9 protein-coding genes are annotated in these 11,998 nt (G+C 73.0%); 5 read left to right on the forward strand and 4 right to left on the reverse strand.

The window, feature by feature from the left end; genetic code table 11:
* The first annotated feature begins 196 nt into the window (after nucleotides 1-196).
* The gene (locus tag AAW13_RS10085; RefSeq protein WP_240528586.1) at nucleotides 197-2,866 is read left to right on the forward strand and encodes an FAD/NAD(P)-binding protein; all 2,670 of its coding nucleotides are present in this window, start codon (nucleotides 197-199) and stop codon (nucleotides 2,864-2,866) included.
* Nucleotides 2,867-3,118: 252 nt separating this feature from the next.
* Here AAW13_RS10085 and AAW13_RS10090 read toward each other — a convergent pair whose 3' ends face one another.
* Both AAW13_RS10090 and AAW13_RS10095 read right to left on the reverse strand, forming a co-directional pair.
* Nucleotides 3,119-3,889: an IclR family transcriptional regulator gene (locus tag AAW13_RS10090; protein WP_046728438.1), complete on the reverse strand. Its 771-nt coding sequence runs from the start codon at nucleotides 3,887-3,889 to the stop codon at nucleotides 3,119-3,121.
* Nucleotides 3,886-4,305 (reverse strand): MarR family winged helix-turn-helix transcriptional regulator, encoded by a 420-nt coding sequence (locus tag AAW13_RS10095; protein WP_046728547.1) that lies wholly within the window; start codon nucleotides 4,303-4,305, stop codon nucleotides 3,886-3,888. Before AAW13_RS10095 ends, AAW13_RS10090 begins: the two co-directional genes overlap by 4 nt.
* A 226-nt stretch (nucleotides 4,306-4,531) precedes the next feature.
* Here AAW13_RS10095 and AAW13_RS10100 point away from each other — a divergent pair, with 226 nt between their 5' ends.
* Genes AAW13_RS10100 through AAW13_RS10115 form a run of 4 tightly spaced genes read left to right on the forward strand, consistent with a single transcriptional unit; the run spans nucleotide 4,532 to nucleotide 8,310 of the window.
* Nucleotides 4,532-5,449, forward strand: a complete 918-nt coding sequence (locus tag AAW13_RS10100; protein WP_046728439.1) for an SDR family NAD(P)-dependent oxidoreductase — start codon at nucleotides 4,532-4,534, stop codon at nucleotides 5,447-5,449.
* The gene (locus AAW13_RS10105) at nucleotides 5,449-6,324 is read left to right on the forward strand and encodes an amidohydrolase family protein (RefSeq protein ID WP_046728440.1); all 876 of its coding nucleotides are present in this window, start codon (nucleotides 5,449-5,451) and stop codon (nucleotides 6,322-6,324) included. The genes AAW13_RS10100 and AAW13_RS10105 overlap by 1 nt, the downstream gene beginning before the upstream one ends.
* Before the next feature lie 10 nt (nucleotides 6,325-6,334).
* Nucleotides 6,335-7,840, forward strand: a complete 1,506-nt coding sequence (locus AAW13_RS10110; protein WP_046728441.1) for an acyl-CoA synthetase — start codon at nucleotides 6,335-6,337, stop codon at nucleotides 7,838-7,840.
* A gap of 14 nt (nucleotides 7,841-7,854) precedes the next feature.
* Nucleotides 7,855-8,310, forward strand: a complete 456-nt coding sequence (locus AAW13_RS10115) for a MaoC family dehydratase (RefSeq protein ID WP_046728442.1) — start codon at nucleotides 7,855-7,857, stop codon at nucleotides 8,308-8,310.
* 94 nt (nucleotides 8,311-8,404) lie between these two features.
* On the opposite strand, the gene AAW13_RS10120 is transcribed toward AAW13_RS10115, so the two are convergent.
* Nucleotides 8,405-10,102 (reverse strand): PHP domain-containing protein, encoded by a 1,698-nt coding sequence (locus tag AAW13_RS10120; RefSeq protein ID WP_046728443.1) that lies wholly within the window; start codon nucleotides 10,100-10,102, stop codon nucleotides 8,405-8,407.
* 23 nt (nucleotides 10,103-10,125) lie between these two features.
* Nucleotides 10,126-11,961, reverse strand: coding sequence for a LamG-like jellyroll fold domain-containing protein (locus AAW13_RS10125; protein WP_046728444.1), 1,836 nt, complete (start codon nucleotides 11,959-11,961; stop codon nucleotides 10,126-10,128).
* Nucleotides 11,962-11,998: the final 37 nt, after the last annotated feature.

An 11,998-nucleotide genomic window follows, 5' to 3' on the forward strand; every position in this document is an offset into this window, starting at 1 on the left:
GAGGGCGAGTCGGCCGGAACCCGGGTTGTCCCCGACGGGGTTCGTGAACAGAGTATGAACGCCCGACCGGCGGCCCGGGTTTCCGGTGAGTTCCCCTGTCACGAGTTCCCGGTGACTTCACCGTCCCGGGACGACCTCCCCGCCCAGCCGATCAGAATCGTAGAGAAGCAGCTCACCGATCCGCCGGAGGTATTCCGTGACCGATGTCCGCAAGCGCCCGAGCGTGGCCATCGTGGGAGCGGGAGCGGCGGGCACCCTCACCGCCGTCCAGCTCTGCGAGACCGCACACCGCCGCCGGACTCCGCTGGACCTCGTCCTCGTCGACCCGGCCCCGGAGGCGGGCCGGGGCGCCGCCTACGCCACCTGCGACCCCCGGCACCGCCTCAACGTGCCCGCCGGGAACATGAGCGCCTATCCGGACGACCCCGGCCACTTCGTCCGCTGGCTCTGCCGGCACGGCGAACCCACCGTCACCGGTGCCGACTTCGCCACCCGCTACCGCTACGGCGCCTACCTCGCCGACACCCTCGGCCAGGCCATGGTCCGCGCCCACGGCACGGTCGCGGTACGCCGGGTGCGCACCCGGGCGGAGAGCTGTACCGGTACCCCCGACGGCCGGGTGGAACTCCGCCTCGCCACCGGGGAACCCCTGACGGCGGACGGCGCGGTCCTGGCCACCGGCCCCGCCGGTGCCACCGCCGGCTGGGCACCGGCCGCCCTGCGCACCTCGCCCCGCTTCGTCGCCGCCCCGTGGACCCCCGGCGCCCTGGACCCCGTACGCGACAGCCCGGAGGACGTCCTGCTGGTCGGCACCGGCCTGACCGCCGTCGACCTCGCCCTCACCCTCGACCGTCCCGGCCGCACCCTGCACGCCCTGTCCCGCAGCGGCCTGCTGCCCCAGCCGCACGCCCTGGGCCCGGCCGGGACCATGCCCGCACCGGACGGCCTCGACGACTCCTCGCTGGGCCGGCTGCGCCGCGCGGTCTGGCGCCATGTGAGCCGCTCCGTGCGCACCCACGGCGACTGGCGCCCCGCCCTGGACAGTCTCCGCCCGCACACCGCCCGGCTGTGGCGCAGCCTCACCCCCGAGGAGCGCGAGGAGTTCCTGGCCCGTGAGGGCGCCCTGTGGAACACCCACCGCCACCGGATGGCTCCCGCCACCGCCGAACACGTCTCCCGCGCCCGCACCGCCCGCCGCCTGCACGTCCACACCGGCACGGTCACCCGCGTGACCGCCGCCGAGGCCGGCGCCCTCACGGTCGAACTGTCCAACGGCCACACGCTGCACGTCGGTTGGGTAGTCGACTGCACCGGACCCGGCCGCCGCCTCGACGACCCGCTGTGGCAGGGGCTGTTCGGCTCCGGTACGGCCGTCCCCGGCCCGCTCGGCATGGGCGCGGCCACCCGGGACGGCCGGCTCCTCGACGCCCGCGGCCGTACCGGGCTGCCCCTGTTCACGCTCGGGGCGCCGCGCCGGGGCGAGTTGTGGGAGACCACCGCGATCCCCGAGATCCGGGTCCAGGCGGCCGAGCTGGCGCAGCGGATCCTGCCGCCCGAGCCGGTGCGCCGGCGGCCCGGACGGCGTCCCCTGGACGGCAACGGACAGCCCCTGTCGACCCGCGCCGAGGCGGCCGCCGCCTACCGCAGCGGTCTCGACCGGGTCCTGAAGGTGCGCTCCGGCGCCGAGGAGGCGTTCGCCCGCGCGGTCGCCCTGGACCCCGGGTTCGCCCTCGGCCACGCGGCCCTGGCCCTGCTCGGCCACGAGTGCGCCGCCGCCGTCGACGTGCCCCGCGCCCTCGCCGACGCCCAGCGCGCGGCCCGTGAACGCGCCGACGAACGCGAGCGGTCCTTCGTGGCCGTGGTGACGCGCCGGGTGACCGGTGACGACGGGGACCAGGCCCTCGTACGGCACCTGCGGGAGCATCCGGGGGACGCGCTGGCACTCGCCGCGGCCGTGCCCACGATCGCGTTCTCCGGAGTGAGCGACCTCCAGGACGCCGACGCCCTGCGGCTGCTCGAACTGACCTCGCCCGCCTACGACGGACACTGGTTCCACACCTCGCTGCTGGCCTTCCTGCGCCAGGAGCAGGGCCGGCTGCACGAGGCGGGGGAGCTGGCGCACCGCGCGCTGGCCGCAGAGCCGGCCTCCGGGCACGCGGTGCACGCCCTCGCCCACGTCCACTACGAGTCCGGGGCGCACGAGGCGGGCCGGGACTGGCTCGACGGCTGGGTGTCCGGGCGCGGCCGGGGCGCGGTGCACCGGGCGCACTTCTCCTGGCACATCGCCCTGCACGAACTCGCCCTCGACGATCCGGGTGCCGTGCGCCGCCGCTGGTTCACCCAGCTGGCGCCCGGCCGGGTCCGCGGGGTACGGGCGCTGGTGGACTCCGGGTCGCTGCTGTGGCGGGCCCGGCTCAGCGACAGCTGGGACGGCGATCTGCCGACGGCGGACGTGCTCGACTCGGTGGCCCGCGAGGTGCTGGAGCGGCCCGCCACCGCGTTCACCGCCCTGCACGCGGCCGTCGCCCTCACCGCCGCCGGGGACCTGCCCGCGCTGCACCGGCTCCGGGACCACGCGGCCGGCGCCGATCCGGTGCAGCGGGAGGTGATCGCACCGCTGTGCGAGGCGTTCGCGGCGCTGGTCGAGGAGCGGTTCCACGAGGCGGCCCGGGGGCTCGACGCCCTGCTGCCGGTGCTGGCCAGGGTCGGCGGCAGCGCGGCCCAGCGGGAAGTGGTCGAGGAGACGCTGCTGTACGCGCTCGTCGCGGACGGCCGCTGCGACGCGGCCCGGCGCCTGCTGGACGCCCGCCTGGACCGCAAACCGGCCCCCCGCGACCGACGCCTGCGGGCGGCCCTGCTCACCTAGGGCGGCCCTGCTCACCTAGGGCGGCCGGCCCCGCGCCACACGCCGACGGCCCGGCCCGCCCGGCGGCACACCCCACCCGGCTCACCGGGCTGTCCGACTCACCGACCCGTCCGGCTCACCGACCCGTCCGGCTCACCGGGCTGTCCAGTTCACCGGGCTGTCCGGCGGCTCGGCCTGTCCGGCCTGTTCAGGTTGTCCCGGCGGCCCGGCCAGTCCGGCTCGCCGGGCTGGCCGGCGGAGCGGTCGGTTCGGTTATCCGGTCCGGTCGGGGCGGTCCGGCTGCCAGCCCAGGGCCCGGGAGATTCCGCGGGCCGCCAGTCGTACCGCCGGGACCAGGGCCGGTACCTGGGCGTCGGACTGGGGCACCACCACCGAGACGGCCGCGGCCACCTGGCCCGTCGCCCCGCGCACCGCGGCCGCCACCGACAGCGCGTCGTCGGTGACCTGACGGCTGCTCACCGCCACACCGGTACGCCGTACTTCGGCGAGCGAGCGGCGCAGCCGGACCGGATCCGTGATCGTGTACGGCGTGAACGCGGCCAACGACCCGGCGCAGTAGTCCTGTTGGAAGGCCGGGGCCTCGTGCGCGAGCAGCGCCAGTCCCACGCCCGTCGCGTGCAGCGGCCAGCGGGCGCCCACCCGGATGTGCACACCCACCGCCGAACGCCCCGACAGCCACTCGATGTAGACGACCTCGGTGCCGTCCCGCACCGCCAACTGGACGTTCTCGTGGGTGGCTTCGTACAGGTCCTCCAGGTACGGCAGCGCGACCTGGCGCAGTGCGAGACCCCGGGGGGCCAGGGCGGCCAGCTCCCACAGGCGCAGCCCCACGTGGTAGAGGCCGTCCGCGTCCCGCTCCAGCGCACCCCACGCGGTGAGCGCGCCGACCAGCCGGTGCGCGGTGGTCAGGGAGAGGCCGGCCCGGCGGCTGACGTCGGTCAGGCTCAGCGCGGGATGCGCGTGGTCGAACGCGGCCAGGACCGCCAGCAGCCGGTCGGGCGCGGAGCGGCCGCCGTCGGTCATGGCCGGTCGGCGACGCGCAGCAGCAGGGCGTGCAGGGTCTCCCGCTCGGCGGGGTCGAGCGGGGCCAGCAGGTCGTTCGTCACGCGCAGACCGGCCTCGTCGGTGTCCCGCAGGAAGGTCCGGCCCCGCTCGGTGAGGACGACGATCCGGCTGCGCCGGTCGTCGGGGGAGGGGCGCCGCTCGGCGAGGTCCTGCTTCTCCAGGTCGTCGACCAGGCCGACGATGGCGCTCGGGTCGTAGCCGAGCCGGGTGCTCAGCTCCCGCTGGAGGGCGCCCTCGGAGGTGGCGAGGTAGCGCAGCACCGCGTAGTGGCGCAGCCGTACGCCCGACTCCTGGAGGAACGTGTTGAAGGCCTGGCCCGAGCGCAGGCCCAGGCGGTACAGCAGGTACCCCGTGTCCGCGTGCAGTCCGCGCATCCACGGCTCGTCGGCGTCGATGGGGGACGGGTTCTCGGTGGGCTGGCGGGCGATGGCGGGCTCCCTGGTACGGGCCCCGGCGGCGGGGCGGTCGGTGGCACGCATTCCAGCATGACGCACCCGTGGGTAGGCAACAACTATTGACGTCAACAATTATTGCTTTTAGCTTCGATCTCACAGCCCCACCCTTGTGACCCACCATGCGACCCACGTGAAGGGACCAGCCGTGCCCACCATCGATCTCACCGGCAAGGCCGCCGTCGTCACCGGCAGCGGCCGGGGACTCGGCCTCGCCTATGCCCATGCCCTCGCCGCACACGGGGCCTCCGTGGTCGTCAACGACGTGGACGAGGCCGTCGCCGAGCAGGCCGTGAAGTCCATCACCGGGGCCGGCGGCACCGCCGTCGCCGAGGTGGTCCCGGTCGGCACCGCCGAGGCCGCCGACCGGCTCGTGAACCGGGCCGTCGAGGAGTTCGGCCGCCTGGACGTCCTGGTCACCAACGCGGGCATCCTGCGCGACAAGGTGCTCTGGAAGATGACCGACGACGACTTCGACGCCGTCGTCACCACCCACCTCAAGGGCACCTTCACCTGCGCCCGCGCCGCCGCCGTCCGGATGCGCGAGCAGGGCGAGGGCGGCACCCTGATCCTGGTCGGCTCCCCGGCCGGGCAGCGCGGCAACTTCGGCCAGACCAACTACGCCGCCGCGAAGGCCGGCATCGCCGCCATGGCCCGTACCTGGTCGATGGAGCTGGGCCGGGCGGGCATCACGGTCAACGCGATCGTCCCGGTGGCCGCCACCGCGATGACCGAGACCATCCCCGCCTTCGCCCCCTACATCGAGGCGATGAAGAACGGCGAGCCGCTCCCGGACTTCCTGCGCAAGGGCGAGGGCTTCGGCACCCCCGAGGACTGCGCGGCCGTGGTCCCCTTCCTCGCCTCCGCGGCCGCCCGGGGGATCACCGGCCAGGCCATCGGCATCGGCGGCGACAAGGTGGCACTCTGGTCGCACCCCCAGGAGGTGCGGGCGGCCTACGCCGACGGCGGCTGGACCCCGGACACCCTGGCCGACGCCTTCCCCACCTCGGTCGGCGCCGAACTCCAGACCGTGGGCATCCCCGCGCCCAAGCTGCCGGAGGCGTGATGGACATCGAGGCACTCACCGCGATCGACGTCCACACCCACGCCGAGGTCTCCTCCCGGGGCCACTCCTCCCTCGACGACGACCTGCACGACGCCTCCTCCGCCTACTTCAAGGTCGAGGGCAAGCGGAAGCCGACGATCGAGGAGACCGCCGCGCACTACCGCGAGCGGAACATGGCCGCCGTGATCTTCACGGTGGACGCCGAGTCCGCGACCGGTACCGCCCCGGTGCCCAACGAGGAGGTCGCGGAAGCCGCCGCCGCCAACTCCGACGTGCTGATCCCCTTCGCCTCCGTCGACCCCTTCCGCGGCAAGGCCGGCATCCGGCAGGCCCGCCGGCTGGTCGAGGAGTACGGCGTGAAGGGCTTCAAGTTCCACCCCAGCATCCAGGGCTTCTTCCCGAACGACCGCGCGGTGGCCTACGGCCTCTACGAGGTGATCGAGGAGACCGGCACCATCGCCCTCTTCCACACCGGCCAGACGGGCATCGGCGCCGGCGTCCCGGGCGGCGGCGGCATCCGCCTGAAGTACTCGAACCCGCTGCACGTGGACGACGTGGCCGCCGACTTCCCGCACCTGAAGATCATCCTGGCGCACCCGTCCTTCCCCTGGCAGGACGAGGCCCTCGCCGTCGCCACCCACAAGCCGGGCGTGCACATCGACCTGTCCGGCTGGTCGCCGAAGTACTTCCCGCCGCAGCTGGTGCAGTACGCCAACACGCTGCTCAAGGACAAGGTCCTGTTCGGCTCCGACTTCCCCGTCCTCACCCCGGACCGGTGGCTCGCCGACTTCGCGAAGCTGCCGATCAAGGACGAGGTCCGGCCGAAGATCCTCAAGGAGAACGCCGCCCGCCTGCTCGGGCTGACCAAGCCATAAGGGGCCGCAGATGCGCAACGAGGGACTGGGTTCGTGGCCCGCGCGCCGGGCCCGCAAGACCCCGCACCGTACGGCGCTGGTGCACGACGGCCGCGCGGCCGACTACCGCACCCTGCACGACCGCACCACCCGCCTCGCCCACGCCCTGCGCGCCCGGGGCGTCCGCCGCGGCGACCGCATCGCCTACCTCGGCCCCAACCACCCCGCCTACCTGGAGACGCTGTTCGCGGCCGGCACCCTCGGCGCGGTCTTCGTCCCGCTCAACACCCGCCTGGCGGGCCCCGAGATCGCCTACCAGCTCTCCGACTCCGGCGCCAAGGCGCTGCTCTACGGCCCTTCGCACGCCGGTCTCGTCGCCGGGCTCCCCGGTCGCAGCGACGTCCGGACGTACGTGGAAGTCGGCGCCGAGTACGAGGAATTGCTGGCGACGGCCGCCGACGACCCGATCGACGAGCCGGTCGCCCCCGACGACACCTGCATCATCATGTACACCTCGGGTACGACCGGCCGCCCCAAGGGCGCGATGCTCAGCCACGGGAACCTGACCTGGAACGCGCTCAACGTCCTGGTGGACACCGATCTGATCGCCGACGAACGCGCCCTGGTGTCCGCTCCGTTGTTCCACACGGCGGGCCTCAACATGCTCACCCTGCCGGTCCTCCTGAAGGGCGGCACCTGCGTGCTGGTGGAGTCCTTCGACCCGGCGACCACCCTCGACCTGATCGAACACCACCGGATCACCTTCATGTTCGGGGTGCCGACCATGTTCGACCAGGTGGCCCGCCAGCCGCGCTGGCCGGACGCCGACCTCTCCTCCCTGCGCATCCTCACCTGCGGCGGCTCCCCGGTCCCCAGCCCGCTGATCGCCGCGTACCAGGAGCGGGGCCTGACCTTCCTCCAGGGCTACGGCATGACGGAGGCCTCGCCCGGCACGCTCTTCCTCGACGCCGAGCACGCGATCGACAAGGCGGGCTCCGCGGGCGTACCGCACTTCTTCAGCGACGTACGGGTGGTACGGCCCGACCTGACCCCGGTGGACGTCGGCGAGCCCGGCGAGGTCGTGGTCCGCGGCCCCCATGTCATGACCGGCTACTGGGGGCTGCCGGAGGAGACGGCCGCCTCCTTCGCGGACGGCTGGTTCCGCAGCGGGGACGCGGCCCGGGTCGACGAGGACGGTTACGTCTTCATCGTCGACCGCCTCAAGGACATGATCATCTCAGGCGGGGAGAACATCTACCCGGCCGAGATCGAGGACCTGCTCCTCGCCCACCCCGACATCGTGGAGTGCGCGGTCATCGGGGTGCCGGACGACAAGTGGGGCGAGGTGCCGCGCGCGGTGGTGGTCCCCCGCGAGGGCGCCCACCTCGACCCCGACGAGGTGCTGGCCTCGCTGTCCGGCCGGCTCGCCAAGTACAAGCTCCCCAAATCGGTGGTGCTCGCGGACGAACTCCCGCGCACCGCCTCCGGAAAGCTCCTCAAGTCCCGGGTGCGCAAGCGCTACGGCACCACCTCATGAGTAAGGAAAGCGACATGAGCGTCACTGTCAACGGCCTCGACGAACTGAAGAAGCTCGCCGGCGGCGACCTGGGCACCAGTGACTGGATCGAGGTCACCCAGGAACGCATCGACACCTTCGCCGACGCGACCGGCGACCACCAGTGGATCCACGTCGACCCCGAGCGGGCGGCCGAGGGCCCCTTCGGCGCCCCCATCGCCCACGGCTACCTCACCCTGTCGTTGTTCATCCCCTTGTTCACCGGGCTGCTGGACGTCCAGGGCGTCACCACGAAGGTCAACTACGGCCTGAACAAGGTGCGTTTCCCCTCCCCCGTGAAGGTGGGCTCGCGGATCCGGCTGGCCGCGCGCCTGGCGGAGGTCGAGGACGTGCCGGGCGGGGTCCAGATCACCGTCGACGGGACGATCGAGGTCGAGGGCGGGACCAAGCCCGCCGCGGTGTTGCAGAGCCTGTCACGGTTCTACGCGTAGGGCTGCGCCTGAGAGCCGACGCGGTGGGGAACTGCGGGCCGGTGAGGGCTGGGCGCGCAGTTCCCCGTGCCCCTGACGGGGCGCTTCACTCAGCTCAGTTCACCACGTCCACGAAGATCGGGTTCGAGTAGAACCAGGTGTCCGCCCACGGGTCGCCGTTGCCCGGCTCGTGCGGGATCGGTCCGTGCGGGTCGATCGTCGCGCCCAGGTAGCCCGCGCCGTGCCGGTTGCCGTCGCTGCCGCGCAGGCGGACGTAGAAGGACTCGTCGCCCGCGGTGAGCGGGATGCGCAGGGTGTAGGTGCCCTTGCGGCCCGACACGTCCTCCGTCCGGACCACCCTCGTGTCGGGCGCCTGCCAGGTGTCGCGGTCGGCGACCGGGCCGCGCACCGCGCCCCGGATGACGTCGACGTGCGCCAACTGGGGCAGGATCCCCTGGGCGTTGACCCGGGACGCCGTCGTCACCGTCACGTTCAGGGTGATCCGCTCGCCCTTGCGGACCCGCAGTCGGCCGCCCAGGGTGACCCCGTCGCCGTGGTCGCAGTCCCGCTTCAGCCGGACCTCGAGTCCGTCCAGCAGGTGCCCGTGGTCCAGCCAGACCCGGCCCGCGCGCAGGCCCGCCATCACCGCGCGGTAGCCGTACCGGGTGACGCCGACGTGCGTGCGGCTGAACTCGCCCGGCCAGAAGTCGCTGCCGGGCTGCGGGGTGTCGGTGTTCACCGGGTCGGGCAGCTTGCCGGTGTTGTCGAAGTTCTGCCCCGCCGGCCAGTCGCCGTTCTTCCAGGTGTCGAAGACCGTGCGGTGGTTGTCGGAGTTCGTGGTGATCGTGAAGAGGCGGCCCTCCGACAGCATCGCGTCCCAGAGCCCGCCGACCGTGGCCGTCGCCCAGTCGAAGCCGCCGTAGGTGAGGTACGCGTCCGCCGGGTAGCCCGCCCAGGACTGGGCGGAGGGCTTGTTCTCGTACTCGCCGCGGATCGAGGTGGCCCCGCGCCAGCCCGGGATGGCCGCGCCCTGCGCGCCCGGTGCGCCCTCCATGCCGATCATGATCGCGGCGGCCTCCGCGTTCCCGCCGCCCCACCCTGCGTCCCGCCAGTTGCGGATCTCGTGCGGTGAGTCGATGCCCAGGCGCAGCGGGTGGTTGGCGAGCACGAGGACGTCGTCGACGTAGCCGGTACGGCGCTGCTCGGCGAGCCACTGGATGGCCTTGACCGCGTGGGCCTCGTTGCGGGCGGTGTCGGCCGCGCCCGCGGAACCCTCGGTGTAGTTCAGCAGCTTGCCGTCGTAGGCCAGCTCGAACCGCGTCAGCAGGTCGGTCTCGTGGGGTCCGGGCGCGGCGAACACCGTGCAGTGCTCGGCGGCCGGGATGTACCACTCCAGGCCCTGGAAGATCAGCTGGCGCGGGTTCGCCGCCCGGGCCTTGAGGATCTCCGCGTGCTCCAGCTTCGCGCCGTAGTAGGCGTGCCCGAAGTTGGAGTGCTCGTTGAACACCATCCAGTCCAGGCCGTACTTCGCGGCGGCCCGGGCCTGCTGGGTGAACGTGTACTTGGCGTCGTGGCTGTACACGGAGTGGACGTGGTGGTCGCCGACCAGGTAGGCGAGGCGCGGGTCGGTGCCACCGAGGCCCGGCCGGGCGGGGGAGGCGGCGAACGCGGGCGTCGCCGCGGACCCGAGCGCGAACGCGGCGCCGAACAGGCCCGCGCGGCGCAGGAGTCCGCGTCTCGACATGCCCTGGGCGTCCAGGTCGGCGGGGGAGACGGCGGGGTCGGCCCAGCTGGGCAGCTGCTGCTCGGTCATGAAGGTGATCCTCGTTACGGGGGTCAGTGGGTCATGAAGGAGGACACGGGCAGCGCCCGGGAGACGATCCGCACGTCGCCGAGGCGGCCGTACAGGATCTGGTCGATCTTGTCGGCGTAGGTGTAGCCGCCGAGCAGCCAGGGCTCGCCGACCGAGGTGATGCCCACCGCGGCGGCCTTCGGGTTGCGCACGACCGGGCAGCCGTCGACGTACAGGGTCGTGTGCCTGCCGTCGTTGACGACGGCGAGATGGGTCCAGGTCTCCAGCGGTGTCTCCTGGCCCCAGTTGGTGGCGATGCCCTCCTGGTTGAGCGGGCGCATCGCCCACTGCGGTTCGCGGTCGTTGGACAGCGAGAGGGTGGCCACCGGCTCGTCCGGGTCGTCGCCGGTCTTGCCGGCGGCTCCGCCGGTGCCACGGCGGCTGACGACACCGGCCCACGCGTTGTGGCCGGGATCCCAGTCGGCGGGCAGCCGGAAGAACGCCTCGATGGTGTAACCGTCCTTGAAGGTGGCCGAGTTGAGCGGCGCACCGGGGACCGTCTGGAGGTAGGCGCCCGTCAGCGGCGACTTGTACCCGGTGAACTCAACGCTGCCGTGGGCCGGCTGGTCCGGGTGGTGGTCCGCCGACCAGCCGAGGGTGCCGCCGCCCACCGTGACCACGGTGAGGTCGTTGCCGTTGCCGGACTGGTCGCGGACCGTGCCGGAGACCGCGGAGTCGAACCGCCAGTAGGCGGCCGTGCCCCGGACCAGCAGCCGCGACGCGGGCCGGGCCGCACGGGCGGGCACCGGGTCGAAGCCGGCGAAGCGGTCCGCGAAGTCGATGTCGACGGAGAACCGGTCGGCGTCGCCGCTGAGTTCGATCTCCTGCCGCTCCAGCTCGTTCAGGCCCTTCCTGGCCCGGCCGAGGATCCACGGCGAGACCGTCTCCACGTCGATGACGTTCCGGTCCAGGTCGAAGTGGTAGAGGCGGATCATCGCGGCGCCGCCGAAGTACCGGTTCTGGTAGTTCGTCAGGTGCAGGTGCACCTCGTTGCCCGCCGCGTTCTTGCGGGTCGCGCGGCCGGCGGGCCAGTAGTGGCCGTTCAGGGTGAGGAAGATCTGGTCGTGCTCGTCGACCAGCTGGTCCCACAGCTGCTGCCCGTACGAGGACAACGTGTCGTCTTCCACGACGAGTTCGTGCGTGGTGAGGACGACCGGCGTCTTCGGGTGGGCGGCGATGACGTCCTTCGCCCAGGCGTAGCCCTTCGCCGACAGCCGCCAGTCCAGTGCCAGCACCAGCCACTCGCGCCCGGCCGCACGGAACAGGTGGTAGGTGTTGTAGCCGTCCGCGGAGGCCCCGCCGAACGTCGGCCTGCCCCTGAACCGCTGCGGGCCGAACGCGTCCAGGTAGGGCGACGCGCCACGCTGATCGTCCGTGGACGACTTGATGTCGTGGTTGCCGGCCAGCACGCTGTAGCCGACCCCGCGCCGGTCGAGGATCCCGAACGCCTTGCTGATCGCGGTGAACTCCTCGACGGCACCGTTCTGCGTCAGGTCGCCCAGGTGGGACAGGAAGACGATGTTGTCCTCCTCGGCCTGGTCCAGCAGGTAGCGCAGGGACGCCTCGACCGGCGCCGCGTCGATGCTGGGTCCGTCGAAGAGGTACTGGGTGTCGGGCATCACCGCGAGGGTGAAGCGACGGCTTTCCGGGTCGGGCCGCCGGCCGGCGCCGGCGGACGCCTCGGCGGCGTCCGCGACGGCCGGCAGCGCGACCCCGGCGGTGGCGGCGGCGCCGAGCAGCGCGGTGGCCCTCAGGAAGTTGCGTCGTCCGGCTCCGGCCTGCGCGGCCTCGCCCTGGGCATGGTCATGCGACGTACACACGTGTGCTCCGTGAGCAATCAGAAGTGTCGGGGAAGGG

The organism is Streptomyces humi, assembly GCF_001005085.2.
GTDB lineage: Bacteria > Actinomycetota > Actinomycetes > Streptomycetales > Streptomycetaceae > Streptomyces > Streptomyces humi.

Coding starts and splice junctions, on each gene's coding strand:
- AAW13_RS10090 (WP_046728438.1), bottom strand. CDS start 3,889: ATGACCGACGGCGGCCGCTCCGCGCCCGACCGGCTGCTGGCGGTCCTG.
- AAW13_RS10115 (WP_046728442.1), top strand. CDS start 7,855: ATGAGCGTCACTGTCAACGGCCTCGACGAACTGAAGAAGCTCGCCGGC.
- AAW13_RS10095 (WP_046728547.1), bottom strand. CDS start 4,305: ATGCGCGGACTGCACGCGGACACGGGGTACCTGCTGTACCGCCTGGGC.
- AAW13_RS10110 (WP_046728441.1), top strand. CDS start 6,335: ATGCGCAACGAGGGACTGGGTTCGTGGCCCGCGCGCCGGGCCCGCAAG.
- AAW13_RS10120 (WP_046728443.1), bottom strand. CDS start 10,102: ATGACCGAGCAGCAGCTGCCCAGCTGGGCCGACCCCGCCGTCTCCCCC.
- AAW13_RS10105 (WP_046728440.1), top strand. CDS start 5,449: ATGGACATCGAGGCACTCACCGCGATCGACGTCCACACCCACGCCGAG.